Below are 24,408 nucleotides of genomic sequence, written 5' to 3'. Positions count from 1 at the left end.
GGTATCGAACGCTATGAGTTCCCCGCTCGAAAACCCGACCGTCCGCTACGGAATGAGTTTCGGTAGCGCCGCGATACTCGCAATCGTCGCGTTGGGCTTCCTCGACGGCCCGAGTCGGCTGATCGTACTCGGGCTCGCGATCATCGAAATCGCAATCCTCCCGCAGCTGCTGGAACGGGCGACGTGACGGGCGTCGATCCGGCGCGACGGCGGGCGGCGAACGGGTCGTCTCGCCCGGCCCTCGTCGGCCGCACCGCTGTCCAGCGCGCGCCACAGCGGGCCGAGCGGTCAAGAGCGGTCGACTCACCATATGTAAGCACCCTTAAGAGCCACGGGGAACAGCATCCTCGTATGCAACCGCGCGACCTGTCCGATCACGTCGCATACGAGGCGGGTCGAGGCATCGAGGAAGTCGCCCGCGAACTCGGGCGCGACCCCTCGGACTTCGTCAAACTCGCCTCGAACGAGAACCCGCACGGGCCCTCGCCGGCCGCCGCCGTCGCGATCCGCGAGACGGCCTCGAGCGTGAGTTCCTACCCGAAGGCCGTCCACGCAGACCTCAGGAGCGCCGTCGCCGACCGCTGGGAGGTCACCGACGAGCAGGTCTGGCTGGCCAACGGCGGCGACGGAGCGATCGACTACCTCCACCGGGCGACGGTAGTGCCCGGCGATACCGTCCTCGTCCCCGATCCCGGCTTCGCCTACTACGGGATGAGTTCCCGATTCCACCACGGCGGCGTCCGGGAGTACGGCCTCGAGCGCGAGGACGACTTCGCACAGGACGCCGAGACGGTCCTCGAGGCCTACGACGGCGACCGACTGGTCTTCCTCACCAGCCCGCACAACCCGTCCGGCTCGACGATTCCGCTCGCGGACGTCGAGACGCTCGCCGACGCGACCGACGACGAGACGCTGATCGTCGTCGACGAGGCCTACGGGGAGTTCGCCGACCGGGACAGCGCGGTCGCGCTGATCGAGGGCCGGGACGGGTTCGAGGCCCGCGACGACGTCGCGGTCCTTCGCACGTTCTCGAAGGCGTACGGCCTCGCGGGCGTTCGACTCGGCTACGCCGTCGTTCCCGACGAGTGGAGCGACGCGTACGCTCGCGTGAACACGCCCTTCGCGGCGAGCGAGCTGGCGTGCCGAGCGGGGCTCGCCGCCATCGACGACGACGAACACGTCGAACGCACCGTCGGGACGGCCCGCGAGTCCCGCGCGTACATGCGCGAGAACGTCGACGCCCACGTCTGGGAGAGCGAGGGCAACTTCGTCCTCGTCGACGTCGGCGACGGCTCGGTCGTCGCCGACGAAATGCAGGAGCGGGGCGTCATCGTTCGCGACTGCTCGAGTTTCGGATTGCCGGGCTGTATCCGTATCACCTGCGGGACCGACGAGGAGACCGAGCGCGCCGTCGCGACGCTCAACGACGTGCTCGCGACCCTCGATCTCGAGCGGGACTCGACCGACGGGACCGACGACTCCAGCGCGGAGGTGGCCGACACGTGAGAGTCGCCGTGACGGGCACCCCCGGGACCGGGAAGACGACCGCAACGGAACTGCTCGCGTCCCGCTCGTCCGACTCGGGTGCCGACGACGACTCGCACCCCGACCTCGAGGTGATCCATCTCAACCGGGTCCTCGAGGACGACGGCCTGTACACCGAGGTCGATACGGATCGCGACAGCAAGGTCGCCGACCTCGCGGCTATCGGCGAGTGGCTCGAGGGGCGCGACGAGGTCGTGATCGAATCACACCTCGCACACCACTTCGACGCCGATCGGGTCGCCGTGTTGCGGTGTCGCCCGGAGACGCTCGAGGAGCGGCTGCTCGAGCGCGGGGAGACCGCGGCGAAAGCGAGGGAGAACGCCGAGAGCGAAGCGCTGGACGTGATCCTCTCGGAGGCCGTCGATGAACACGGGCTCGAGTCGGTCTACGAGATCGACACGACCGATCGCGAGCCGGCAGCCGTCGCGGACGAACTCGCGGCGGTTGCAGCGGGCGAGCGCGATCCGAGCGCCGGTGACGTCGACTTCGTGGGGTATCTCACATGACGCTGGACAAGTTCAGACCGTACGTCTCGCGGTTTCTCGATCCGTTCGTCAAGGGTTTCGACCGCGTCGGCATGACGCCCAACGGCGTGAGCGTGATCGCGTTCGGGATGGCGGTCCTGTCCGCGGTGGCGTTCGCACTCGGCGGCCTCGAGGAGCCGGTCTGGTACGCCGTGGCCGCGGCGCTGGTCTTCCTGAACGGCTGGCTGGACATCGTCGACGGCGCGCTCGCGCGAGAACAGGAGGTCGCGTCGGCCGGCGGGGACCTGCTGGATCACGTCCTCGACAGGTACGCGGACATCGTCGTCATCGCCGGACTGGCCGCGGGGCTCGAGAACTACCTGCTCGGCTTCGCCGCGGTGACCGGCGTCGTGATGACCTCGTATCTGGGGACGCAGGCACAGGCGGTCGGACTCGACCGGGTCTACGGCGGGCTCGTCGGCCGAGCGGACCGGCTGGCGATCATCGGCGTCGCCGGCTTTCTCGCCTATCCGCTGGCGGGAACGACGCTGGGCGGGGTCTCGCTGATCGGCTGGCTGCTGGTCTTCCTCGCGGTCGTCGGCCACCTGACCGCGCTCCAGCGGTTCTACTACTCCTGGGCCGCCCTCGAGTAATCCCCGTTTCCGCTCGCTAACTGAGTGTTTCTACGGGTTGAAACCACGCCGCATACTTTATCCCTTACCGCGATATAGCAATCGTCATGGTTCAGTGCGAGATGTGTGGGGCCGAGACGTCGTCCCCGAACACCATCAAAGTCGAGGGCGCGAAGCTAGACGTGTGTTCGAACTGCACGGACTTCGGCACTGAAGTCAAACAGACCTCGAGTTCGAGCACGTCGACGAAGTACTCGACGAGTTCGAACTCGTCCTCGTCCTCGTCGAGCGGGGGCGGGTCGACCGGCTCGAGCGCGAGTTCCTCGAGTTCGGGCGGCTCGAGTACGCGCCGCTCGGACATGTTCGACGACATGGATGAGCTGGCGACCGATTACGACGATCGCGTCCGCAACGCCCGCGAAAGCAAGGGGCTCAGCCAGTCCGATCTCGCGAACGAACTCAACGAGAAGGCGAGTCTGATCCGCAAGATCGAACGCGGCGACACGCTGCCGAGCGATCGCGTCCAGTCCAAACTCGAGACCTTCCTCGAGATCTCGCTGAGCGCCGAGGGAAGCGCCGGCGACGACTCCGAGTGGTCCGGCGGCTCCTCGACGGGGAGTTACACGCTGGGTGACGTGGTCAAGCGCAAGGACTGACCGGAGAGCTGTCTCCGTCCTCGATCCCGATGTCGTCGCCGACTCGCAAGCTATTTCTTTCGTGCGGGAGGGGTTGCCGATATGTTCGTCCTCGTCAACCTGAAGACCTATCCGTGTGACCCGGTCGCCGTCGCGGAAGCCGTTCGCGACGTCGACGAGACCACTGACGCTCGGTTGGCCGTCGCGCCGCAGGCGGCACACATCGAGCGCGTCGCCGAAACGGGCGTGGAGACGTGGGCCCAGCACGTCGATCCGATCGACCACGGGAGCAACACCGGTCACGCGCTCGCCGAGAGCGCGGCCGACGCCGGCGCGGTCGGCACACTGATCAATCACTCCGAGCGGCGGCTGAAACTGGCCGCCATCGACGGTGCCGTCCGAGCGGCCGAGCGGGCCGATCTCGAGACGGTCGTCTGTGCGAACAACCCGGCGCAGATCGGCGCAGCCGCGGCGCTCGGCCCGGACGCCGTCGCCGTCGAACCGCCGGAACTCATCGGCACCGGGACGCCGGTCAGTCAGGCGGACCCCGACGTCGTCGAAGACGCCGTCGAGGCGGCCGCGAACGTCGATCCCGCGGTGTCGGTTCTCTGTGGCGCGGGCATCAGCACGGGCGACGACGTCGTCGCCGCGGGCGACCTCGGTGCCGAGGGCGTCCTGCTGGCCAGCGGGGTCGCGAAGGCGGACGATCCGGAAGCGGCGCTCGAGGATCTCGTCGAGCCGCTCTGAGAACGCGGTCCCGACGCCGACCGTCGAACACGAAGCCAGCGCCGACCGACTTTTCTCGGTCCTCGTCGAACGAGTGCGTATGACTAACGAGGGAGCAGGGTCCGGGAGCGGAAGTGACGACGGGACCGACAGCGAGGACGAGACGCCGACCGGGGAGCCGTCCGTCGGCGTCGCGCTCGAGAACCGACTGATGAGCCACGGCATCTACGTGACGTCGTTCGCGTGGATGGACGGGACCAAGCAGCCCGGCGACGACGGGGCCGGGTTCGAACTCGAGTACGAAGTCGTCTCCGACGCGCCCGCGATCACGAGCGACGAGGTCGGGGCCGTGTTACGAGCCCTCCTGTCGATCGGCGACGAGCGGGCGTGGACGCCGGGCCGTCTCGAGGCGACGTCGACGACGACCGACGGAGCGATCCGCGGGTGGTGGTACGTCGAGCGGGAGTGGTTCGAGCGGCTGGGGTCGGACCTCTCCCAGCTCGAGTTCTCGCAACGCGTTCTCGACACCGTTACACATCACCGAAGCGAATATACCGGCAATTAAATACGAACGGAGAGATAGATTAATGATGACTCATACATCTGCTTATCGTAGACGCTTCAATGACCGGAGAACAGGTGTACGTTTCACATGCGCCCGGCGATCTCGAACTCGTGCAGGACCTGTTCTCGACAGTGAAGAACTTCCCCTTTGGCGTACATATCGCGCTGGAGGAGATCGAGTCCGGTCGATCGAGAAAGCGACTCGAGGGTCGTCTGGCCAACAGCGACGTCGTCGTCGCGGTGTTGACCGAGGACGCGGTGGAGAACCGCTGGATCAACCAGGAGATGGGGTACGCCGTGGCCAAGGGGATCCCGGTCCTCCCGCTGTACGACGACGGGATCGGTCGCCGCGGGTTCGTCAGCGACATCGAGGGCGTGGTGATCGATCGGCACAACCTCTCGTTTACGATCTTCAATCTGCTCTGTCGGCTGCGAAGTGAACTCGCGCCGCTGGGTGCGTTGTCGGTCCCGAACTGGTACATCCGGTTTCCCTGCACGGTTCCCGACTGCGGTCACCCGGTCACGCTCGAACTCGAACAGGGACAGACGAAACTCTGGAAACTCCACAGCCACGGCAAACACCTGACGGCGTCGTGTGAGGTCTGCGAATCGACGTACTACTTCAATCCGGCGACGATCGGGTTCGTGGGGCGGGAGGACGGAATCGCCCCTCAGTCGTCCTCGCAGAGTCGCTCGTAGGCGTCCGTGACGAGGGCGAAGGCCGACCGACTGCCGCTTTTCCGGTCCGGATGGGCGCGTTTGACCTGCCGGTGGTACGCCTCGCGGATCGCCTCGTCGCTCGCGTCCGCATCTACGCCGAGTACCTCGCGCGCCCGCGTCTTTCGCATGTCGACGTCGGCGACGATACCGTTCTCCTCGGCGTCGATCTTGCAGTCGGGACACAGCCGCTCGGTCCGGCCGTCGATCGTCGTCACGCGAAACCGTTCGTCGGATACCGGCCCGTGACACTGGCTACAGCGGCTCTCCTCTCCCTCGGGACGGTCGTTCGCGCCCCGGTCGGAGCCGTCCGCGCTCGAGTCGGTGCCGTCACCGTCGGTCGCGTCTGTATCCGTACCGCGACGGTCCCGCGCTTCGGCCGCACACGACGGACAGCACGTCAACACGGTCCCATCCTCGAGCACGACGTCCTCGAGTTCGGTCGTGAGGTAGGTCCCGGTACAGCCGTCGCAAGCGTCTCGTCGCTGATCGAGCGAGTTGCCCTTCCGTGCTGCCGCTCTCGCGTGGGGTTCGCACTCCGGACAGCAGACTACCCGTTCGCCGTCGGGCATCGTCACCGTCGTCAGTTCCTCGAGCGCGACCGTTCGGCCGCACCCGTCACAGCCGGCCCGCTGTTCGCCGACCACAGCCATTACGCGAGCGGTTCGGGTTCGCCCTATATTAGTTCTTCTGCTGACAGTCCCGATCGAACGACTGTCGGCGCGCCGTCCGTCGCCGCCGACGCCGAAAGGGGTGGTTGTAGGATCGTCTTACCGCCCGCCCGCCGCTTCTGAACGGAGCCGATAACAAAGTGCGCGTCCGTCGACCGGTCGACCGTGCGAGGCGATCCTCGCACGGAGACGCTCTGTCCGTTGGACGGCGCTCGGTGGCGCAGCCGCCGAGTTCCTCCTCTCCTGTCAGGGACTCCGGGCGCTCCATCGGCGGTTTCTCAGCCATTGGGCGGAACCGGGACATCAATAGGATGCCGACCCAGAGTCCCGAGTATGGACACGGCAGTACAGACCGGGGCCGATGACCGTGCAACCGATCGCGAGCGACTCGCCACTGGCGGTATCGACGTCGTACTCGTCGCCGGACTGGTCTTGCTCGGGCGGATCGAACACGGTGGGAACCCGCTCTCCGAACCGATCGCATCGCTCGAGACGATCACGCCGTTCGTGGTCGGGTGGCTCGCAGTCGCGTTGCTCGCTGGGATTTACACCCGCGACCGTCCCGTGGGGCGGGAGGCGTTCCGATTGACGGCCGTGACCTGGATCGCGGCGGCGAACGTCGGGCTCATGCTTCGCGCCTCGCCGCTGTTCACCGGTGGCGCAACGTGGCCGTTTCCACTCGTAATAACTGGCTTCGGACTCTTCGTTTTGCTCGGCTGGCGGCTCGGCTACACGCTCTACCTATCAGCGACGGACTAGGTCGCTATCGATTCGACTCGATCCGAAGTCCTGCGCCAATCGTGACTTGTTTAAAATATGATTTGTTCTGGTGTCGATCTGGTAAAACGCCTCCTACTCGCCGCACGTGGCCGATTCTGCTGTCTCTAGCTGTGCTCCCGTCCGTCCAGCAGTAAATTACCATTATACTGAGTCTGATCGAGCACTCCATAAGTTATGCGAATTATCCTGTGAAGTCATCAGTTAGAATTGCATCCACCATCAACCTATTATGGGAAACACTTATATGGGAACTCCTCATACTATAGGATAGATTATGACTGGATATTACGACATTGTTCTCGGCCTCATCCCAGTCGCACTGTTCGGCATTACCGCAGCCCTCACCGTCGTCGGGATCTCGTTGACGGCGGCAGTGCCGTTCGGTTCGCTGGTCGCGATGGGGATTATCGGTCACGCAATGTTCGTCAATACGCCAGCAGACGCGTCCGACGACGCCAAGTCGGCGCGTCCCCCGATCAACGCGGACTGATCTGCCGTCGCTTCTCCGTTCTCGTTCCTCGTTCCGTGCTGGTTGCTCGACTCCGAGTTCCGCACCGTTCCTCGTGACTCTCGAGTTCGGCGGGCGGAGACAGACGCGACGATGGCCGCCTCTGCGTGCTCTCCGTCGCGACCCTGGCTCGGCAGCCGATTCGAATCCGACGGTCCTGAGACGAACCGTGGCCCCCCGTCCCGCCGCTACGTGGTAACCGAGTCGTCTTCTCCCGACGCGGGGTCGGTGCACGTGTACGACGGATCGGAGTTTCACGCGAAAGAACAAGCCGCAACGCGACACCTCGGCTGGAGATAGCCGCTCGAGTCCGGCCGGCCGGGCTCGACTCCTACTCGCTCGCGGGCCGCACCTTGAACCCGTACCTGGTGACGCCTTCCTGCGTGTAGATCCGGCGGATCGTCGTCTCGATCCGGTCGCCGACCGAGAAGTCCGCAGGGTCCGCATCGGTCCCCATCGCCGGCGCACTGACGATCTCGTCGCCGTCCGCTCGGTGCGTCTCCGACGCACCGCTGGTTTCGAGCGCGACGATCGCGGCCGCGTAGTCGCCCGACCGGGCCTGCTGTTCGGCGAACTCCGGCGGCGCGCCGCCCTGCGAGATCGTCGTGACGGCCTCGATCGTCCCCTCGCCGGCGAGTTCGACGGGTTCGTACTCTGCCAACGCGCCGCAGTCGTCGCAGGCCCCCTCCGGCGGGAACGAGAGGGCGTTGCACGCGGAGCAGCGGCCCGCCTCCAGCCGGTACCGTTGCGGCAGCGAGCGCCGCCACGAGGGGACGCTGACGTACGCGCCGCCGCCCGACGGCGGGCCCGTGGTCACGACGCCGCGCTGGCGGAGGTACTCCGCGTACGAGAGCGGGTCGTCGCCCTCGAGCGCGGTTACGGCCGGCACGTCGTCCTCGGCCTCGACGACGAACGCGTCCGCGGCCGCGCCGCTGCCGTGGGAGACCGCGAGGATCGACTCGTAGCCGTCCTCGAGCGCCGTCGCGAGCGACAGCGGGACGCTGGCCGCGCCGAGGTCGCCCAGTTCGTGGACGGTCGCGGCGGCCCGTACCTCGTCGGTCCCGACGCCGGCCGCCCCGGCCGCGCGGTAGGGGAGCTTTCCGTCGGGGGCCTGGATCGCGGCAGCCGCCGGATCGGAATCGACCTCGAGACCGGCGACGGCACCGCCGATCGTCTCGGAGAACGCCTGCCGGTCGTACTGGGTGACGCCCAGTCCCTGCGTCTCGTCCGCGCCGCTGTTTCGGAACCGGGTTCCCGGATACGGCGCGGTGTACTCGGCGCGGTCGACGATTTCGGCCGGGCCGTCGCGCTCGACGACGAACGCCGCGGCACCCGCGCCGGCCGCGTGGTCGATTCCGTCGTCGGGATCGCCCTTCGGCGCGTCGGCCGCGACGACGAGCGCGGTCGTCGAGTCGGCCTCGAGCGCGTCCAGCCCGGCCCAGAGCGCGCGGGTGCCGGCCCGCGTGCTGCCCGTGAAGAGCTGCCGGGTCGCCGACTCGGGGAGGGCGAGCATCGCGCCGAGACGGGCGGTCAGGTCCTCCTCGGCTTCCGGCGGTCGCGAGGCGGCGAACGCGAGCCAGTTGACGGCCGCGGGGTCGATCGCCGCGGCCTCGAGCGCGCGGGTCGCGGCCTCGTAGCCCATCGTCAGGGCGTCCTCGTCGGCCGAGGGAACGGCCTTCTCGGTCACGCCGGCGGCGTGGAACTGGCCCCAGGCCTCCTCGAAAGCCTCGGCGCTGATACGGAATCGCGGGGCGTAGGCACCGACGCCGGTGATCGCGGCCGTCATCACGCGTTCACCTCCGTTTCCTTCTCGAAGACGTGGACCACGGCTGCACCACCGCTGCCGCCGACGTTGTGCGTCAGGCCCCGGGTCGGGTTCTCGACCTGTCGCTCGCCCGCGGTTCCGGAGAGCTGTTTGTAGGCCTCGACGACCTGTCCGGCACCCGTCGCGCCGATGGGGTGGCCCTTCGATTTGAGGCCGCCGGAGGTGTTCACGGGGAGGTCGCCGCCGAGTTCGGTCGCGCCGGACTCGATGAGCCGCCCGGCCTCGCCCGTCTCGCAGAAGCCGAGATCCTCGTAGGCCAGCAGTTCGGCGATGGCGAAGCAGTCGTGGACCTCCGCGAAGTCGAGGTCGTCGGGGTCGATGCCGGCCATCTCGTAGGCGGCGTCGCCGGCCCGCTGGCTCGCGGGGACGCCGGAGTAGGTATCGCGCTGGAAGAGCCCCACGGTGTCGCTGCCGGCACCGACGCCGGCGACGCGGATGGGGTCGTCCGTGTAGTCGTCGACGACATCTTCGCTGACGATCAGTGCGCAGGCCGCCCCGTCCGAGGTCGGACAGCAGTGATAGAGGTTCAGCGGGTCCGCGACGACCGGCGCGGACTGAGCGTCCTCGAGCGAACACTCGAAGCCGAGCTGGGCGTGGGGGTTCTTGGCGCCGTTCGCGTGGTTTTTGACGGCCACCTGCGAGAGGTGCTCGCGCGTGGTGCCGTACCGTTCCATGTGGACGCTGGCCATCTGCGCGTAGACGCCGGAGAACGTGGTGCCGGAGAGCCGTTCCCACTCGGTCTCCCCGGAGACGCCGAGCCAGTACTTCGTCGCGTCCGAGCTCATGTCCGACATGATCTCGAAGCCGCCCGCGAGGACGACGTCGGCCATGCCCGACTTGACCGCCTGCACTGCCTGTCGAACGGCGAAGCCGCTGGCGGCGCAGGCGTTCTCGACTCGCGTGGTGGGGACGCCGTCGAGTCCGACGTGTTCGGTCACTGCGGGACCGGAGAGTCCGAGCTGGCGGCCGCCGACTCCGAGATTTCCGACGAACGCCTCGTCGACGTCCGCGGCCTCGAGCCCCTTCGGTACGCTGTCCGTCGCTTCCTCGAACGCCGTGCGGAACAGGGATCGGTAGCTCTCGGACGGGAACGCCCCGTAATCCGACTGCCCCGCGCCGACGAGATACGCGTCTCGCATACCCGCCTGTCGGATGGCCGGTGTAAAATAAGTATACACTCGATACCGATCGATCATGTAGGTTATTCGACCGAGCGCCGCCGGTGGTGCGACGACCGTCCATGCGCCGTCGTTCGTCGTTTCTGAGACGCGACGCGGGATTCAAGCCGCTCGTTCCCGTATACGAAATATGTCACGCGCGGCCGAGCTCGCGTCCGCCCTCGAGACGACCGACTCGTTGGCGATCGTCTGTCACGACAATCCCGATCCGGACTGTCTCGCCAGCGCGCTCGCCCTCCAGGCGATCGCGTTCGAACACGACGTCGAGGAAGTGACGATCGCCTACGGCGGTGAGATCTCACACCAGCAGAACCGCGCGTTCGTCAATATGCTCGACATTTCCCTCCAGACGATTTCGACGACCTCGCTCGATGAGTACGAACGCGTGAGCTTCGTCGACCACAGCAGCCCGGGCGCGAACACCGAAGTGCCGCCGAGCGTCGTCCCCGACGTCGTCATCGACCACCATCCCGGCGAATCGAGCGGGGCCGAGTTCGAAGACGTCCGCACCGAGTACGGCGCGACGGCGACCATCTTCGTCGAGTACCTGCACGACCTCGATGTCGGTCTGACCACTCGGCTCGCTTCCGCGCTCCTCTTCGCGCTCCACCGCGAGCGGCTGGACTTCGTCCGCGAACCGACGCGACGCGAGTACGAGGCCGCGCTCGCGGTCTACCCCGACGCGGACCTCGAGACCTTAGAACAACTGTACGGCAGCGCGTTCTCTCCGGGGACGCTCGATGCGATCGGCCGGGCCATCACCAGCCGCAACCGCCGCGGATCGTCGCTCGTCGCGAACGTCGGTAAGACCGGCGAGACGGACGCGCTGCCGCAGGCGGCGGACTACCTGCTCAACCTCGAGGGGGTGAACACGGTGCTCGTCTACGGGATCGTCGACGACGTGATCCGCCTGAGCGGCCGCTCGATCGATCCGCGGGTCCACATGGGCGAGACGCTGAAGGCGGCTTTCGACGAATTAGGCGCGGTCGGCGGCCACCACGACATGGCGGGCGGCCGGATCGAACTCGGCCTGTTCGCGGACGAGGGCGACGACGTCGAGGAACTGCTCGAGTTCGTCGGAGGACGGCTCACCCGCCGGTTCTTCGACGCGCTGAACCTCGACGATTGAGGGGATTGCGTCGGGAGGGCGACGCGACTCGGACTCGGCGGTTGGCCCGCGACCGTCACTCGATGTCGATCGAGCGCGCTTCCTCGTCCGGTTCGTGCTTCGGCAGCCGGATCGTCAGGATGCCGTTGTTGACGCTCGCCTGCACCGCGTCGGCGTCGACGGGATCGGGAAGGCGAACCTGACGGCTGAACGACTCAGTCTCCCGTTCGCGCCGGATGTAGCTGTCTTCCTCGCCGCCGAACTCCTGGCTGTGCTCTCGATCACCTGACACCGCCAGGGTCCGTCCGGTGAGGCGGAGTTCGAGATCGTCGCTCTCGTAGCCGGGAACGTCGACGGTGACGACGAACGCCTCGCCCTCGTCCGCGAGGTCCAGGCTCGTCTCCGCGCCGCCCATCGAGAGGTCGAGCCGGCTTCGGTCGTCCAGTTGCGTTTCCCACGATCGCGCCGCCGTCTCGATCTGGCGGTTCAGTCGCTCGAGGAGTTCGTCGATGCCGTCGAAAGGTCGGGGTCGATCTGCCATGGTATCACCTACCGAGTGTAGGACGCCGATAGCGAAAAAGCCAACTCGTCATTTTGGAGACGATCCGCCACAGTAATATATCACCGCGTAAAATTGCGGCAGAACCGAGGGGAGGGCTGGTCGTTTTTACCTTCCCACCCGTTGGATGGTGTATGACGAACGCACTGTTCGTAGTCAGCGAAGAGGGATACTGGGGCGAAGAATGCGTCGAGCCGCTCGAGACGCTTTCGGACGCGGGCGTCGAAATCACGGTCGCGACGCCGTCGGGAAGTCCGCCGGTCATCGACGAGCGGTCGCTCGATCCCGAACAGGTCGGCGAGGAGACCGCCGAACACGTTCGCGAAGTCCACGAGACCGACGAGCGGTTGAACGATCCGATCCCAGTCGCACAGGCCGACGCCGAGGGGTACGACACCGTCGTCTTCCCCGGCGGCCACGGCACCGCGTGGGACATCAACCAGGACAAACACGCTCGCGAACTCCTCCGCGACATCATCGAGGGCGACGGCAAGGCGCTCGTCGTCTGTCACGCCGTCGGTATACTCGGGTTCGCCCGCGATAGCCACGGCGCGTTCATCGTCAACGGCCGCGACGTGACCGGTTTCCCCAACGCGTGGGAGGACGGCATCGTCGACGAGGTCGACCGGATGCCCGACGGCCGCAAGCTGCCCTACTGGACCGAAGACGAGGTGAAAGCGGCCGGCGGTAACTGGGACGCCGAACTCGACGCCGACACCAGCGTCACGGTCGACGGCGATCTCATCACCGCGCGCGGCCCCGGCTCCTCGAGTGCGGCGGCCGAGACCCTGCTCGAGGAACTCGACATCGAACTCGAAGCCTGACGACCGAACCGTTCGAATCCAACCCGATCGCTATTTTTCGGCCTGCGCGCCCGGATTCCGGTCGCACGCACGTTCGCGCGACCGACGCACATGCCGGCGGTACGAACTGCGAGCGATGGGCGGTGCGATCGGGTATCGGCGGTTCCAGCGCGCCGATCTGAACTGAGTCGTCCGCGGGTGGTCCGCGATCGACGGCGGTCGGTCGCCGCGGGCCTCGCGCCGATCGGGTCGACGCTGTCGGCCATTCGCCGTGTTTCGGACCGCCCAGCCGCTGACGCCGCGGTCTCGAGTGCCGGACCGAGCCAGTTATCAGCGCCGGACCCCGAGAATGCCCGTGGGTCCTCCCCGACCGAATTCGCCCGATCGGCCCGATTCGCTGCAGAGTCGTAGCTACCGTATCACGGTCGACGACGGCCGCGAGTCGTTCTTCGCGCTCAGTATCGAGGACGCGGATAGCGAGGACGCGTGGCTCATGTCGGATACCGTCGTCGCGCTCGAGGGAATGCGATAGCGCGATCGGACGCCGGCCTCCGTTCGGACCGCTCGATCCGGTCTGCGTTCCGTCGTGGCGCGAATCAGTCCCTTTTTACGCGGCGGCGGGGAATCACCGACTATGAGCTTCGAGGAAGACGATCGCGTCGTCCTGCACGACGAGCACAGCGAGTTCGACGGCGAAACCGGCACCGTCACCCAGACCATGGAGTCGATGTTCGGCGACGTCACCTACACCGTCAGCTTCGACGACGGCCAGGAGACCGGGGTCCCCGAGGACGACCTCGAGGCGACCGACGACGACGCAGACGAGGAGTAAGCACCGCTCGCGGGTCGGTCGCCCCTCGAGTTCGACAGCCGTCACCGCCGCACCTGCAGATACCACGAATTTCGAACCGCAGATGCCACAGATACCGCTTCACTACGTCGATCTACGGACGTTTTGCTACGCCACCGAGGACGAAAAGCGCGTCGAGGAGGCGCTCCGAACCTTCCTCCCCGACGGCGAGGACGACGAGCCGTTCGAGATCGAGCGCGCCGAGAGCGAGGGTCACTACGGTGACCGCATTCTCGTCCTCTCCGCGCGCGTCGAGACGGCCGACGAGATCCGCCACGTTCTCTCGCGGCTGGCCGACCTCGAGTCCTTCGACGAACTGATCGACGAACTCGACGAGCGGGTCACCGAGAACACCGAACTCTTCCTGCGTCTGGACAAGCAGGCCGCCTTCGAGGGGGACGTCCGACTCGGTGAGGGTATCACCTTCCGCGGGAAGGTCGAGGCCTACCCGGCGAAGAAAGAACAGGCGGTCGAGAACGCCGAAGAAGTCCTCGAGCGATTGCGCGACCGGGAGTAACGCGCCCGCCGACCGCCGGCCGATCGATTCGCTCGGTTTGCGTCTCGGGTAGCCCTGTCCGACGAGTCTCACCGCTCTCGAGCAGCAGTGGGTGCGAGAGCGGGGCGCGGGCTCACGCCGACCATCATCATCCGGTGACGAAGCCCTTTTGACTGGCCAGTCAGTAAGTTACGGAGAGACGGCCCGAATGACGGACGAAACCATCGACGACATCATGGATGCGACGTATTGCGCGCTCTGCAAACACGGCTACGCGGAGTTGACGATGCAGGATATCGCCGCGGAATCGACCAAGAGCAAGGGCACGCTTCACTACCACTTCGAGGGCAAAGGCGACCTCCTCGAGTCGTTTCTGGAGTATCTACTCGACGACTTCGAGGAGCGAACCGAGACCGTTCCCGGCGAGACGTCGGTCGAACGGCTTCACGAGTTCCTCGACGAACTGCTGACGCCGTCGGACGCGGAATCGGCCGACGAGTTCCGGACGGCGATCCTCGAGATCAAGGCGCAGTCGCCGTACAACGCGGCCTACCGGGAGCGACTGACGGAGTTCGACCGCGCGCTCCGGGACCGGATCGCGACCATCGTCGCGGACGGCCTCGAGTCGGGTGAGTTTCGAGACGACGTCGATCCGGACGAGACGGCCGACTTTCTCGTGACCGTTTTCCACGGGGCGCAGACCCGCGCCACGGCGGTCGATCGATCGCCCGAGCGGACGAGACGCTACGTTCACGAGTACATCGACGACGTCCTGCGAGCGGACGGCGCGAGCGGCGGGGACGGGGTATCGACGAACCGCGACCACACGGAGGCCGGTGAATGAGTCTGCTGACTCGTCTCGTCGCGTGGCTCGGCCGTTGGTCCGATCGGCTTTCGGGCCTGTTCAAGGGCCGCGACGAGTTCGATCTCACCTCGGGTGGCATCGCGAAACCGCTGTTCTACCTGTCGCTGCCGATCATCGTGACGAACCTGTTGCAGACGGCGTACAACCTCATCGACACGTTCTGGCTGGGGCAGTACAGTACCGACGCGCTCGCGGCGATCAGCTTCGCGTTTCCGATGGTCTTCCTGCTCATCTCGGTCGGGATGGGGCTGTCGGTCGCCGGGAGCGTCCTCGTCGCCCAGCACGTCGGTGCGGGTGAGGAGGCCGACGCGGAGTACGCCGCCTCCCAGACCGTGGTGCTGTCGCTACTCGCGGCGGTGCTCCTCGGACTCGTGGGCTACGCGTTCGTCGAGGAGTTGCTCGGGCTGTTGGGCGCGTCCCCGGACGTGTTGCCGCTGGCAACCGCCTACATGGAGGTCATCTCGCTCGGGATGGCCTTCATGTTCGGCTTCTTCGTCTTCATCGCGCTGATGCGGGGCTACGGGGACACGATCACGCCGATGCTGGTAATGTTCGGGTCGGTACTGCTCAACGTGATCCTGGACCCATTCCTGATCTTCGGCTGGTGGCTGTTCCCCGAACTCGGCATCCAGGGGGCGGCGATCGCGACGGTGTTCTCCCGCGCGCTCGCGCTCGTCGTCGGGCTGGCGATCATGTTCCGCGGGACGCGAGGCGTCCGGATTCGACTCCGACAGATGCGTCCGGACCTCGCCTTCGCCAGGAAGCTCGTCGGGATCGGGTTTCCGGCGTCGATCGAAGGAATGGGGCGGGCGCTATCGATCAATCTGTTGCTCGTGATCGTCGGCCTGTTCCCGACCTACGTCGTGGCCGCCTACGGGATCGGGACGCGCGTGTTCTCCGTCATCTTCCTCCCGGCGATCGCGGTCGCCCGCGGCGTCGAGACGATGACGGGACAGAACGTGGGTGCCGACAAACCGGACCGGGCGAAGGCCGCCGCCGATTTCGCCGCCAGAACGATGTTCGTCGTCCTCGGGGCGCTGGGCGTCGTGGCGTGGATCGGCGCGGGACCCATCACCGCCGCCTTCACCGACGATCCGCAGGTCATCGAGGTCGGGGTCACGTTCCTCCGATACGTCGCCCCCTCGTTCGGATTCATCGGCGTGATGCGGGCCTACAACGGGAGCTTCCGGGGCACCGGAAAGACCCTCACCGCGGCGGCGATCGTCCTCGTGATCTACGGCCTCGTCAGGCTCCCGATCGCCGCGGCCCTCTCCCAGACGACGATGGAGTACCGCGGGATCTGGCTCGCGTTCGCCGTCTCGAACGTCCTCGGTGCCGCTCTCGCGTACGGCTGGTACCGACGCGAAACGTGGCGCGAGGTCGACGTGACGGACGGACCCGCGGGGCCGCCCGCGAGTGACGAACTCGAGGTCGGGGAGGCGAGCACCGACGACTGACCGCTCGTTTCCTGTAGTAATCCGTGACATCTCCACCAGTGAAGTACGCTCGAGGCGTCGTTGGACGTACTCGATCACCATGAAAGACCACGAACAGCTCCGCCGTCGGCGGGTCGACGGACAGGTGCAGCGACGTGACCGCGCGCGCCGCGACGAACGGTGGTGACCGATGGTCGAAGCCGTCTCGATCGACATCCTGAGCCTCCTGCTCGTCCTCTCGGTCGCGTGGGTGTTCGGCGCGCTCGCCGAGCGCTTCGGCTACCCGACGATGATGGGGGAGCTGTTCGCCGGCATCGCCTTCGGACCCGCATTGCTCGGGCTCCTCCGGCCCTCCGAGCTGCTCACGGTGTTGGCCGAACTCGGCGTGTTCCTCCTGATGGTCTACGTCGGCATGGAGGTCGACCTTCGGGAGCTGTTCAAACTCGGCCCGCAGTCGTTGCTGATCGCCTTCGGGGCGTTCGTCATCCCGTTCGGACTCGGCTACGCGGCCGGCGTCTGGCTCGGCGTCTCCGCCGGCGCGGCGCTCTTTCTCGGGCTCGCGATGGCCGCCACGTCGCTGGCCACGAAGTCCCGCATCCTCGCCGACCTCGATCTCCTCGACACTCGGATCGCGAACGTGTTGCTCGGCGGCGCGCTCGCCTCCGACGTCGGCGTGCTCATCGCGTTCGCCGGCGTCGACAGCTACGTCACGGCGGGCACGCTCGACCCCGTCGAGATGGGGAACATCGTCGGCAAGGCGCTCGGATTCTTCGCGGTCACGCTCCTGATCGGCTATCGCTTCCTGCCGTTCGCGTGGCGGTACATCGAGGGCCAGCGCGAGCGCTACGGCTTCGTCGACCGGACGACCGCGTTCACGTTCGCGCTGCTCGTCTCCCTGCTGTTCGCCCAGCTCGCGACGCTCGCGGATCTGCACATGATCATCGGCGGCTTCATGGCTGGGATGTTCCTCCGGCAGGCCGACGTCGAGCCCGGGCTCTACGAGCACATGCACACGGTCATGTACGACCTCGCGATGGGGCTGTTCGCACCGATCTTCTTCGTCACGGTCGGTTTCCAGATCACGTTCGGCGTGTTCTCCGACTCCTTGCTCGTCCTCGGCGCGCTCGTCGGCATCGCCTTCGTCGGGAAGATCGTCGGCTCGTGGCTGTTCTCGCTCCCGACGTCGCTGTCCTCCCGCGAGGGACTGGTCGTCGGCTTCGGCATGAACGGCCGCGGCACCGTCGAGATCATCATCGCGCAGGTCGCCTTCCAGGCCGGCGTCATCGACCAGTCGATGTTCTCGATCCTCGTCTTCATCGCCGTCTTCACGACCGCGCTGGTCCCCGTGACCGTCACCTGGGGGGTTCGTCTGCTCGAGGAAGCGGACGAACTCGTCTATATCGATTCGGCGGCGGTGTCCGAGGACTGATCGCGCCCGTCGGTCGCCGCTCGCGGCTCCACACGACGGGGCTCGAACGGGGCGTTTTTGCCGTCCGCGCCAGCAGGTAGGAGTATGCAAGTACACGTCGCGGCCGACGACCCGATCCGCGAGGCGGTCGTCGCCGCGCTCGACGACGTGGACGTCGACGTCCGCGATGGCGCTCCGGCCGCGCTCGGCGACGCCCGCTTCGCGATCGTCGGCGGCGTCGCCGGGTCGGCGACGTTCGAACGGGCGAACGAGGCGGCGCGGGACGGCGCGACACCCTGGATCGCCGTCGAGATCGGTGGGGTCGGCGGCCATCCGCTTCCGAACGTCGACGCCGCGATCTCCGGATTCGCCCCCGCGACCGGCTGTTTCGACTGTCTCCGCGCTCGCGTCGCGTCGAACCTCGAGGAGCGCGCCGAGAGCCCGCAGGCCGATCGCAGCGCGGCGCGACTCGCCGGCGCGATCGCCGGCCGCGAGTGCGTGCGCGTCCTCTCGGGCGACGAGCCGTCGATCGTCGGCGGCGTGCGCGAAGTGCCTCACGCCCGGCGGCGGTTCCTCCCCGTCCCCGGCTGTGCGTGTGCGGACGGGGACCGGGACCGAACGCTCGATCGCGACGCCGAGACCCTCGATCTGGACGCCGCCGTCGAACGCGCCGAAGGGGCGATCGACGAGCGCGTCGGGCCGATCGCGAGCATCGGCGAGATCGAGTCCTTCCCGGCCCCCTACTACCTGTCGACCGTCGCGGACACGACCGCGTACAGCGACGCCAGCGCCCCGCGACAGGCCGCCGGCGTCGCCGACGACTGGAACGCCGCGCTGATGAAAGCCGTCGGCGAGGGACTCGAGCGCTACTGCGCCGGCGTCTACCGGGAAGACGACTTCGTCCGCGCGAGCGCGGCCGCCCTCGAGAACACGGTCGCGCCGACGGCCCTCGTGCGCCCCGCCGATGCGCCCGCCGTCGAGGCGAGCGACGAACGCCGCTGGGTGGTCGGTGAGAACCTCGCGACCGGCGAGCGGGCGCACCTGCCAGCCGCGGCGGTCCAGTTCCCTCAGCCCGGCGAGTCGCTGGTGCCGGCGATCACGACCGGGCTGGGTCTCGGATCGTCGACCGTCGACGCGCTCGTGTCCGGGCTGACCGAGGTGATCGAGCGCGACGCGACGATGCTCGCGTGGTACTCGACGTTCGACCCGCTCGGGCTGTCGGTCGACACCGCCGCGTTCGACCGGCTCGAGCGACGCGCCCGGAGCGAGGGGCTGTCGGTGACGCCGCTGCTCGTCACGCAGGATATCGACGTGCCGGTCGTCGCCGTCGCCGTGCACCGCGACCCCAGCGGGTTCGCGTCGGACGAGACGGTCCCGGCGACCGACGACTCGTGGCCGGCGTTCGCCGTCGGCTCGGCGGCCGGGCTCGACGCCGCGGCGGCCGCGACGTCGGCGCTCGCGGAGGCACTGCAGAACTGGATGGAGCTGCGGAGTCTCGGGCCGGACGACGCGGACGGTGCGGGGGGCGAAATCGGGACGTACGCCTCGTTCCCGGAGCCGGTTCGGGAGTTCGTCGACGTCGACGGGACGATTCCGGCGGCGAGCGTCGGCCCAGACCCCGTTCCGACGGGCGTCGAGCGGCTCGAGGCGCTGTGCTCGCGGGCGACCGACGCCGATCTGACGCCGTACGCGGCGCGCCTGACGACCCGCGATGTCGACCGGATCGGCTTCGAGGCGGTTCGCGTCGTCGTCCCGGGCGCACAGCCGCTGTTTACCGGCGAGCCGTTCTTCGGCGAGCGAGCGCGGACGGTTCCGGACGCGCTCGGCTTCGAACCCCGCCTCGAGCGGGCGTACCACCCGTATCCCTGATCGGCCGGACGCGAAGCCGGTCCGCGGCGGCGCGCGTTCCGCGACGGCCGGATCGCCAGCGGCGTCTCAGGCGTCCGTCTCGTTCGGTTCCGGCTCGCCCGAATCGGGTTCGGCAGCGGGACTCGTCGTGCCGTCCTCGTCGCCGCGGTTGAGTTCGATGCGGAGGCCGTCGTCGGAGAGCCACACGGAGACCAGATCGAGGTTCGGCGTGATCGTCGCCTCCTCGGTCGTCTGCTCGTCGCCCTCCCGTTCGAAGAACATGGTCGCGCGGAAGCGCTGCTCGACCGCGTCGAGGTGCGGGGCGGAGACCGTCTCCCCGGCTCTGACGGTGAAGCTCTTGTCGTAGGTCTGGCGGTCTTCCTCCAGCATGAAGGCCTCGAGCGCGACGTCGTGGTGGCGCTCGGCCTCGCTGTGGAGCTCGATCGGGACCAGTCCCTGGAAACTCCCCTGATAGTGTTCCTGCAGGGACTCGACGCAGCCCGCGAGCCCGGCGGTCGCGGTCACTCCGGCGGTTCGAAGTACCGTACGGCGGTTCACGTTCGGTTCTCGGTGGCGGACGACCGTATGCGTTACTCTTCGACGAGAGCGAGACGGTCGTACCCGAGATCGACTCCCGCGCCAGATATCCTCAACCATGGGATTTTTGCGAGATGAACCGAATCAACAGCTATGGAGAAAGTTGCGATCGACGATGTCGACATCGAAGTCAACCCGATGGATGTCCACTCGGTTAGACGGCCGATCTCGGACGCGCTCGGGTTCTCCGACTTCGCGATGAACTACTTCGAACTCGAGCCCGAGGAGTCCTTCTCGGGCGGGATGCACACCCACTACGATCAGGAGGAGGTCTTCTACGTCCAGGAGGGAACCGCGACCTTCGACACCGAAGAGGGCGAGGTCGTCGTCGACGAGGGCGAAGTGATCCGGTTCGAGCCCGGCGACTTCCAGACCGGGTACAACGACACCGACGAGCGGGTCGTCGGCTTCGCCTTCGGCGCGCCAAAGTCCAAGCACGACTGGGACCAGATCGAGTCGATGGTCTACTGTCAGGAGTGCGACGAGGAACTCGGGCACGGCCTCGAGCTAACCGACGAGGGAGCTTTCCGGCTGACCTGCACCGAGTGCGAGAACGCGTTCACGCTCGGGTAGTCGGGTCGCGGCGGCGGCCGCCGCGACCGACGGCGATTCGTAGCCGGAACCTTTTCACGGGGGGGCGAGTGGATCACCGTATGGTTGCCCACGGCAGATCGATCGAGGAGCTCGACACATCGCTTTTCATCACCGTCTCCGGCCCGCCGGGCTGTGGCGCGACGACGTTGTGCGAGCAACTCGCCGACGCGATCGGCTGTCCGTACGTCTCGGGCGGCGACATCTTCCGTGAGCTCGCCGAGGACCGCGACATGAGCCTCAACCAGCTCACTGCCAAAGCGGACGAGTCCGACGAGATCGACCGCGCGCTCGACGAGCGGCTCCAGCAGATCGCCGAGAAGTGGGGGACGGCCAGCAAGCCATTCATCCTCGAGTCCCGGCTGGCGGGCTGGCTCGCCGGCGACCGCGCGGATCTGCGGATCTGGCTGGACGCGCCCGAGGAGGTTCGCCTCGAGCGCATCGACGAGCGCATCGAGACCGAAGCGGAGATGCGAGTCCGCGAGGTCAGCGAGGCCGGCCGCTATCAGTCCTACTACGAGATCGATATCGGCGACCGCTCGTTCTACGACCTTCACCTCAACACCGCCCGCTGGAGCAAGCGCGCCGTGTTCACCATCGTCGGGTCCGCGATCGAGGAGTACGATCCCGAACTCGACGAGGGCGCGTTCCGAACGCCCGCGATGGGCGTCTGACCGGTCGAGGCCGGATCGTCCACGACGCGATGCGACGCGACAGCGATTACCAGACGACGGCTCGAGGGAGCGGGGACCGTTCGTCCGCGACGCGAGCGGTGCAATAATACGCCCTTTCCGCGGTCATTGCCTCCCTACCGTCGAACCATTGAAATAGGTGTTCGTGTTCCCGTATGCGATGAGGGAACATGGTCATCGATACCACAGATACAGCCGCCGTCGCACGGCACGCGTTCGTCCGGCCGTTTCGCTCGAGGGTGGCGGCCGCGCGAAACGAAATCGAGGGTGACTCGACGCGCGACGAACGGGGGTGTGTATGCCGCGAAACGCGTTGATGACGGGGATCGGGGCACTCGCAGTGGGTGCGCTCGTCACCGCGAGCCTCGGCCTGTACCGGACGTTCTCCGCCGTCGCTGCGGTATTCATCCTCGCCGTGATCGCGTCCGCGTCGGTCGAACACCGCGGGTCGTCGCTCGGGCCTTACACCGGCCTCGTCGCCGGGTTGGCCGTGCTGTTCGTCGCCGGACTCGCGGGGATCTGGCTGCTGTGGAGCCCGGGCGTCACGAGCTACACGTACGCGCTGGGCGTGCCGCGGCCGACGCTGGTCTACTTCGCGCTCCTGTGGCTCGGACCCGCGCTCGCGGCGATCTACTATTCGGTGATTTTCGATCGGATCGGGAGCGAGGATATCGTCGACGAGATCATCACCGAGGCGCGGAACCGACAGCGGCGAACGGATCTCCCGCTGGCCCCACAGCGGACCGACGCGACCGCGAGGTCGGACGGCGTCGACGGACCGGCCGACGCGGGGGGCGACGATGACTGAGTTCGAACCGCTACCGCTGCAGACGGAGGGGATTCCGGTTGCCGAGGACCCGATCATCCTCGCGTTCGGATCGGTCTACCTGCTGATCGTCGTCCTGATCGGCGTCTGGGGATACATGCGAACCCAGACGACCGGCGACTTCCTCATCACCGGCAAGAGCATCGGGACCTGGGTCCTCGCGATGACCGCCTTTTCGGTCATCCAGTCCGGGTTCGGCTTCGTCGGCGGCCCCGAACTCGTCTACGCGTTCGGAACGACGCCGCTTTGGATCTTCTTTACCGCGCCGCTCGGCTTTCTGCTCACCTGGGTCGTCCTCGCCAAACGGCTGCGCCTGCTCGCGGACGTCCGAAACGTCCTGACGCTGGCCGACGGGATGTACGTCCGCTACGAGAGCGACTGGGTGCGCGGACTCACCGGGCTGGCCGTCGTCGTCGGCGTGATCGCCTATCTGGCGACGAACCTCGCTGCGCTCCAGTTCGTCATGCGCGCGATCTTCGGGGTACCGGTCGTCTGGGGCCTGCTCGGCGGCGCGCTCATCCTGTTGCTGTACAGCATGCTCGGCGGGATGATCGCCGGCGTCTGGACCGACTTCCTGCAAGCGCTGACGATGATCACCGGCGCGGTGTTCGTCTTCGTCTACGCGATGTCCTTCGGCGGCGGCATGGGGACTATCTCGCGGAACCTCGCCAGCGCGGACCCGGCCCTCGTCTCGCCGTTCGGCGCGATGGGCGGACCGACGGCGGCCGTGCTCGTCGGCGTCGCGTGGTGGATCCTCTTCTCGGTCGGCGCGGCCGGCCAGCCCCACCTCATCACGAAGTTCTACATGAGCCGCAACCTCGAGATCCTGAAGTGGGGCGCGCCGATCGCCGCGCTCTCTTATGCGGTCTCGAGCCTGATCGCCTTCTCGGCGGGGCTCTCGATGCGGTCGATGGTCGAGGCCGGCGAGATTCAGGAGACGTTCAGCGCGAGCGAGGTCGGCCCGGTCTTCGTCCTCGAGTACACGCCGAGCGTCGTCGCGGGGCTCATCCTCGCGGCGCTGCTGGCTGCGATCATGTCGACGAGCGACTCGTTTCTCAACATCGGCGCGGCGGCCGTCTCTCGGGACATTCCGAGAGCGCTGGGCCGCCCGATCGAGCGAGACAGGACGGAACTCCGGGTCACGCAGGCCGCCCTCGCCGGCCTGACGGTGCTTGCGACCGGCGTCGTCTACTTCTCCGACGCGCTGGTGGGCATCCTCGGGACGATCGGCTGGGGCTTCTTCGCCGCGGCGTTCGTCCCGGTCGTCGTCTTCGGGATGAACTGGAAGGGCGCGACGGAGTGGGGTGCGATCGCCGCCATCGTCGGCGGCCTCGTGATCAACGTCGTCTACAGCGCCCTCCCGATGGCCGCGGACGTCGCCGGCTACGGTGGACTCACGAGCGGGATCATGGCGACCTATCCGTATCCTGATGTGTTCCCAGTCGGTACCGTGGCGTTACTCGTCGCGACCGTCCTGTTCGTCGGCGTCTCGCTCGCGACCCAGAACGGTGACGAACTGCCCGCGGACCTCCACGCGCTCCTCGAGCGGTGATCGCACGTGACCGACGACACGCCGACCCGACCGGCGACCGACGCCGCCGACGAGGAGCCGACGGCGAACGAGACCGTCATCGCCAGACTCACGCACTGGTTCCGCCAGCGGCCGAACTCGATCGAGTTCTGGGAGCTGGTCCTGACCGACGAGCGGCTCCTGTGGTGTTTCGTCGGCGAGTCGTTCCGATCGGTGCTCCTGCGCGCGGACATGGGCGAACGCAACCGGGCCGCGGTCGCGGATCTGTCGCCCTCGGCGATCGCGGGATACGACGAGCGGAACCTCGCCGTCCCGCTCGCGGACCTCGAGCGGCTCCGGCTCGTCACCGGAACGCGGCTGCGCCGCGCGCGGCTCGTCGTCGGCTGGCGGGCGGGGGACGACCGCCGAGCCGACGAACGGACCCTGTACCAGTCGCGAACCGCGGACCCGCAACGCGAGCTCGTGGCCGAACTGGCGTCGGACCCGCGACTCGAGGGCGTCGACGTGGGCGTCGACGCGCCGCGGTTCCCCCGCCTCTGAGTCGGGCGGCCCC

Annotated in this window: 29 protein-coding genes; 24 read left to right on the top strand and 5 right to left on the bottom strand. The window is 67.4% G+C overall.

Annotated elements, in window-relative coordinates; translation table 11 throughout:
* Positions 1–13: 13 nt before the first annotated feature.
* The 8 genes from BMX07_RS24245 (at position 14) to BMX07_RS05150 (ending at position 5,265) form a co-directional block, all read left to right on the top strand.
* Positions 14–187, top strand: a complete 174-nt coding sequence (locus BMX07_RS24245; RefSeq protein WP_175480049.1) for a hypothetical protein — start codon at positions 14–16, stop codon at positions 185–187.
* A 164-nt stretch (positions 188–351) separates the two neighbouring features.
* Entirely contained in the window at positions 352–1,506 is a 1,155-nt protein-coding gene (gene hisC, locus BMX07_RS05180; RefSeq protein ID WP_090614620.1) for a histidinol-phosphate transaminase, read from the top strand.
* Positions 1,503–2,051, top strand: a complete 549-nt coding sequence (locus BMX07_RS05175) for an adenylate kinase family protein (protein ID WP_090614617.1) — start codon at positions 1,503–1,505, stop codon at positions 2,049–2,051. Before hisC ends, BMX07_RS05175 begins: the two co-directional genes overlap by 4 nt.
* On the top strand, positions 2,048–2,662 hold the full coding sequence (locus BMX07_RS05170; RefSeq protein WP_090614614.1) for a CDP-alcohol phosphatidyltransferase family protein: 615 nt from the start codon (positions 2,048–2,050) through the stop codon (positions 2,660–2,662). Before BMX07_RS05175 ends, BMX07_RS05170 begins: the two co-directional genes overlap by 4 nt.
* 86 nt (positions 2,663–2,748) lie before the next feature.
* Positions 2,749–3,297, top strand: coding sequence for a multiprotein bridging factor aMBF1 (locus tag BMX07_RS05165; protein ID WP_090614611.1), 549 nt, complete (start codon positions 2,749–2,751; stop codon positions 3,295–3,297).
* A gap of 81 nt (positions 3,298–3,378) precedes the next feature.
* Entirely contained in the window at positions 3,379–4,023 is a 645-nt protein-coding gene (tpiA, locus tag BMX07_RS05160) for a triose-phosphate isomerase (RefSeq protein WP_090614607.1), read from the top strand.
* Between the two features lie 190 nt (positions 4,024–4,213).
* Positions 4,214–4,567, top strand: coding sequence for a DUF8159 domain-containing protein (locus tag BMX07_RS05155; RefSeq protein WP_090614923.1), 354 nt, complete (start codon positions 4,214–4,216; stop codon positions 4,565–4,567).
* 59 nt (positions 4,568–4,626) lie between these two features.
* Positions 4,627–5,265 carry a toll/interleukin-1 receptor domain-containing protein gene (locus tag BMX07_RS05150; RefSeq protein WP_090614604.1) on the top strand — a complete coding sequence of 213 codons (639 nt, stop codon included), beginning with the start codon at positions 4,627–4,629 and terminating at the stop codon, positions 5,263–5,265.
* Here the strand turns inward: BMX07_RS05150 and BMX07_RS05145 are convergent.
* A complete protein-coding gene (locus BMX07_RS05145) occupies positions 5,238–5,936 on the bottom strand; it encodes a J domain-containing protein (RefSeq protein ID WP_090614601.1) in 699 nt (232 codons plus the stop codon). The two genes, BMX07_RS05150 and BMX07_RS05145, sit on opposite strands and share 28 nt — an antisense overlap.
* Before the next feature lie 351 nt (positions 5,937–6,287).
* Here BMX07_RS05145 and BMX07_RS05140 point away from each other — a divergent pair, with 351 nt between their 5' ends.
* Positions 6,288–6,713 carry a DUF3054 domain-containing protein gene (locus BMX07_RS05140; RefSeq protein WP_090614598.1) on the top strand — a complete coding sequence of 142 codons (426 nt, stop codon included), beginning with the start codon at positions 6,288–6,290 and terminating at the stop codon, positions 6,711–6,713.
* 295 nt (positions 6,714–7,008) lie between these two features.
* A complete protein-coding gene (locus tag BMX07_RS05135; protein ID WP_090614595.1) occupies positions 7,009–7,224 on the top strand; it encodes a DUF8015 family protein in 216 nt (71 codons plus the stop codon).
* A gap of 349 nt (positions 7,225–7,573) precedes the next feature.
* Here the strand turns inward: BMX07_RS05135 and BMX07_RS05130 are convergent, their stop codons facing one another.
* Together BMX07_RS05130 and BMX07_RS05125 are read right to left on the bottom strand one after the other, a co-directional pair.
* The gene (locus BMX07_RS05130; protein WP_090614592.1) at positions 7,574–9,028 is read right to left on the bottom strand and encodes a zinc ribbon domain-containing protein; all 1,455 of its coding nucleotides are present in this window, start codon (positions 9,026–9,028) and stop codon (positions 7,574–7,576) included.
* The gene (locus BMX07_RS05125) at positions 9,028–10,206 is read right to left on the bottom strand and encodes a thiolase domain-containing protein (protein WP_090614589.1); all 1,179 of its coding nucleotides are present in this window, start codon (positions 10,204–10,206) and stop codon (positions 9,028–9,030) included. The genes BMX07_RS05130 and BMX07_RS05125 overlap by 1 nt, the downstream gene beginning before the upstream one ends.
* A gap of 169 nt (positions 10,207–10,375) precedes the next feature.
* On the opposite strand from BMX07_RS05125, the gene BMX07_RS05120 reads away from it, so the two are divergent.
* Positions 10,376–11,374 (top strand): DHH family phosphoesterase, encoded by a 999-nt coding sequence (locus BMX07_RS05120; protein ID WP_090614586.1) that lies wholly within the window; start codon positions 10,376–10,378, stop codon positions 11,372–11,374.
* A gap of 55 nt (positions 11,375–11,429) precedes the next feature.
* Here the strand turns inward: BMX07_RS05120 and BMX07_RS05115 are convergent, their stop codons facing one another.
* On the bottom strand, positions 11,430–11,894 hold the full coding sequence (locus BMX07_RS05115) for an Hsp20/alpha crystallin family protein (protein WP_090614583.1): 465 nt from the start codon (positions 11,892–11,894) through the stop codon (positions 11,430–11,432).
* 152 nt (positions 11,895–12,046) lie between these two features.
* On the opposite strand from BMX07_RS05115, the gene BMX07_RS05110 reads away from it, so the two are divergent.
* From BMX07_RS05110 to BMX07_RS05075, 8 genes are all read left to right on the top strand, one after another.
* The gene (locus tag BMX07_RS05110; RefSeq protein ID WP_090614580.1) at positions 12,047–12,736 is read left to right on the top strand and encodes a type 1 glutamine amidotransferase domain-containing protein; all 690 of its coding nucleotides are present in this window, start codon (positions 12,047–12,049) and stop codon (positions 12,734–12,736) included.
* Positions 12,737–13,070: 334 nt separating this feature from the next.
* Positions 13,071–13,247, top strand: coding sequence for a hypothetical protein (locus BMX07_RS05105; RefSeq protein WP_245742052.1), 177 nt, complete (start codon positions 13,071–13,073; stop codon positions 13,245–13,247).
* A 102-nt stretch (positions 13,248–13,349) separates the two neighbouring features.
* Positions 13,350–13,547, top strand: coding sequence for a DUF1918 domain-containing protein (locus tag BMX07_RS05100; protein WP_090614574.1), 198 nt, complete (start codon positions 13,350–13,352; stop codon positions 13,545–13,547).
* An 82-nt stretch (positions 13,548–13,629) separates the two neighbouring features.
* Entirely contained in the window at positions 13,630–14,082 is a 453-nt protein-coding gene (locus BMX07_RS05095; RefSeq protein WP_090614571.1) for an RNA-binding protein, read from the top strand.
* A 187-nt stretch (positions 14,083–14,269) separates the two neighbouring features.
* The gene (locus BMX07_RS05090; protein ID WP_245742051.1) at positions 14,270–14,905 is read left to right on the top strand and encodes a TetR/AcrR family transcriptional regulator; all 636 of its coding nucleotides are present in this window, start codon (positions 14,270–14,272) and stop codon (positions 14,903–14,905) included.
* A complete protein-coding gene (locus BMX07_RS05085) occupies positions 14,902–16,383 on the top strand; it encodes an MATE family efflux transporter (protein WP_090614567.1) in 1,482 nt (493 codons plus the stop codon). The genes BMX07_RS05090 and BMX07_RS05085 overlap by 4 nt, the downstream gene beginning before the upstream one ends.
* Before the next feature lie 169 nt (positions 16,384–16,552).
* Positions 16,553–17,791: a cation:proton antiporter gene (locus tag BMX07_RS05080; protein ID WP_090614563.1), complete on the top strand. Its 1,239-nt coding sequence runs from the start codon at positions 16,553–16,555 to the stop codon at positions 17,789–17,791.
* 84 nt (positions 17,792–17,875) lie between these two features.
* Positions 17,876–19,639, top strand: a complete 1,764-nt coding sequence (locus BMX07_RS05075; protein ID WP_090614559.1) for a YcaO-like family protein — start codon at positions 17,876–17,878, stop codon at positions 19,637–19,639.
* 66 nt (positions 19,640–19,705) lie between these two features.
* On the opposite strand, the gene BMX07_RS05070 is transcribed toward BMX07_RS05075, so the two are convergent.
* Entirely contained in the window at positions 19,706–20,176 is a 471-nt protein-coding gene (locus BMX07_RS05070; RefSeq protein WP_245742050.1) for a hypothetical protein, read from the bottom strand.
* A 132-nt stretch (positions 20,177–20,308) separates the two neighbouring features.
* Here BMX07_RS05070 and BMX07_RS05065 point away from each other — a divergent pair, with 132 nt between their 5' ends.
* From BMX07_RS05065 to BMX07_RS05045, 5 genes are all read left to right on the top strand, one after another.
* Positions 20,309–20,788 carry a cupin domain-containing protein gene (locus BMX07_RS05065; protein WP_090614553.1) on the top strand — a complete coding sequence of 160 codons (480 nt, stop codon included), beginning with the start codon at positions 20,309–20,311 and terminating at the stop codon, positions 20,786–20,788.
* Between the two features lie 80 nt (positions 20,789–20,868).
* A complete protein-coding gene (gene cmk / locus BMX07_RS05060; RefSeq protein WP_090614550.1) occupies positions 20,869–21,480 on the top strand; it encodes a (d)CMP kinase in 612 nt (203 codons plus the stop codon).
* 316 nt (positions 21,481–21,796) lie between these two features.
* Entirely contained in the window at positions 21,797–22,306 is a 510-nt protein-coding gene (locus BMX07_RS05055; RefSeq protein ID WP_090614547.1) for a hypothetical protein, read from the top strand.
* Positions 22,299–23,876 carry a sodium/proline symporter gene (locus BMX07_RS05050; RefSeq protein WP_090614544.1) on the top strand — a complete coding sequence of 526 codons (1,578 nt, stop codon included), beginning with the start codon at positions 22,299–22,301 and terminating at the stop codon, positions 23,874–23,876. Before BMX07_RS05055 ends, BMX07_RS05050 begins: the two co-directional genes overlap by 8 nt.
* Before the next feature lie 6 nt (positions 23,877–23,882).
* On the top strand, positions 23,883–24,395 hold the full coding sequence (locus BMX07_RS05045; protein ID WP_394328375.1) for a hypothetical protein: 513 nt from the start codon (positions 23,883–23,885) through the stop codon (positions 24,393–24,395).
* The last annotated feature ends 13 nt before the right edge of the window (positions 24,396–24,408 follow it).

The sequence above is a fragment of the Natrinema salaciae genome, from assembly GCF_900110865.1.
GTDB classification, from domain to species: Archaea; Halobacteriota; Halobacteria; order Halobacteriales; family Natrialbaceae; genus Natrinema; species Natrinema salaciae.
The sequence above is the reverse complement of the archived record's forward strand: the minus strand, read 5'-3'. Positions and strand labels throughout refer to the sequence as shown.

Bases quoted from the DNA above. Each gene is read 5' to 3' on its own strand.
- BMX07_RS24245 (WP_175480049.1), top strand. From the start codon at position 14: ATGAGTTCCCCGCTCGAAAACCCGACCGTCCGCTACGGAATGAGTTTC.
- hisC (WP_090614620.1), top strand. From the start codon at position 352: ATGCAACCGCGCGACCTGTCCGATCACGTCGCATACGAGGCGGGTCGA.
- BMX07_RS05170 (WP_090614614.1), top strand. From the start codon at position 2,048: ATGACGCTGGACAAGTTCAGACCGTACGTCTCGCGGTTTCTCGATCCG.
- BMX07_RS05165 (WP_090614611.1), top strand. From the start codon at position 2,749: ATGGTTCAGTGCGAGATGTGTGGGGCCGAGACGTCGTCCCCGAACACC.
- tpiA (WP_090614607.1), top strand. From the start codon at position 3,379: ATGTTCGTCCTCGTCAACCTGAAGACCTATCCGTGTGACCCGGTCGCC.
- BMX07_RS05155 (WP_090614923.1), top strand. From the start codon at position 4,214: ATGAGCCACGGCATCTACGTGACGTCGTTCGCGTGGATGGACGGGACC.
- BMX07_RS05150 (WP_090614604.1), top strand. From the start codon at position 4,627: ATGACCGGAGAACAGGTGTACGTTTCACATGCGCCCGGCGATCTCGAA.
- BMX07_RS05145 (WP_090614601.1), bottom strand. From the start codon at position 5,936: ATGGCTGTGGTCGGCGAACAGCGGGCCGGCTGTGACGGGTGCGGCCGA.
- BMX07_RS05140 (WP_090614598.1), top strand. From the start codon at position 6,288: ATGGACACGGCAGTACAGACCGGGGCCGATGACCGTGCAACCGATCGC.
- BMX07_RS05135 (WP_090614595.1), top strand. From the start codon at position 7,009: ATGACTGGATATTACGACATTGTTCTCGGCCTCATCCCAGTCGCACTG.
- BMX07_RS05130 (WP_090614592.1), bottom strand. From the start codon at position 9,028: ATGACGGCCGCGATCACCGGCGTCGGTGCCTACGCCCCGCGATTCCGT.
- BMX07_RS05125 (WP_090614589.1), bottom strand. From the start codon at position 10,206: ATGCGAGACGCGTATCTCGTCGGCGCGGGGCAGTCGGATTACGGGGCG.
- BMX07_RS05120 (WP_090614586.1), top strand. From the start codon at position 10,376: ATGTCACGCGCGGCCGAGCTCGCGTCCGCCCTCGAGACGACCGACTCG.
- BMX07_RS05115 (WP_090614583.1), bottom strand. From the start codon at position 11,894: ATGGCAGATCGACCCCGACCTTTCGACGGCATCGACGAACTCCTCGAG.
- BMX07_RS05110 (WP_090614580.1), top strand. From the start codon at position 12,047: ATGACGAACGCACTGTTCGTAGTCAGCGAAGAGGGATACTGGGGCGAA.
- BMX07_RS05100 (WP_090614574.1), top strand. From the start codon at position 13,350: ATGAGCTTCGAGGAAGACGATCGCGTCGTCCTGCACGACGAGCACAGC.
- BMX07_RS05095 (WP_090614571.1), top strand. From the start codon at position 13,630: ATGCCACAGATACCGCTTCACTACGTCGATCTACGGACGTTTTGCTAC.
- BMX07_RS05090 (WP_245742051.1), top strand. From the start codon at position 14,270: ATGACGGACGAAACCATCGACGACATCATGGATGCGACGTATTGCGCG.
- BMX07_RS05085 (WP_090614567.1), top strand. From the start codon at position 14,902: ATGAGTCTGCTGACTCGTCTCGTCGCGTGGCTCGGCCGTTGGTCCGAT.
- BMX07_RS05080 (WP_090614563.1), top strand. From the start codon at position 16,553: ATGGTCGAAGCCGTCTCGATCGACATCCTGAGCCTCCTGCTCGTCCTC.
- BMX07_RS05075 (WP_090614559.1), top strand. From the start codon at position 17,876: ATGCAAGTACACGTCGCGGCCGACGACCCGATCCGCGAGGCGGTCGTC.
- BMX07_RS05065 (WP_090614553.1), top strand. From the start codon at position 20,309: ATGGAGAAAGTTGCGATCGACGATGTCGACATCGAAGTCAACCCGATG.
- cmk (WP_090614550.1), top strand. From the start codon at position 20,869: ATGGTTGCCCACGGCAGATCGATCGAGGAGCTCGACACATCGCTTTTC.
- BMX07_RS05055 (WP_090614547.1), top strand. From the start codon at position 21,797: ATGCCGCGAAACGCGTTGATGACGGGGATCGGGGCACTCGCAGTGGGT.
- BMX07_RS05050 (WP_090614544.1), top strand. From the start codon at position 22,299: ATGACTGAGTTCGAACCGCTACCGCTGCAGACGGAGGGGATTCCGGTT.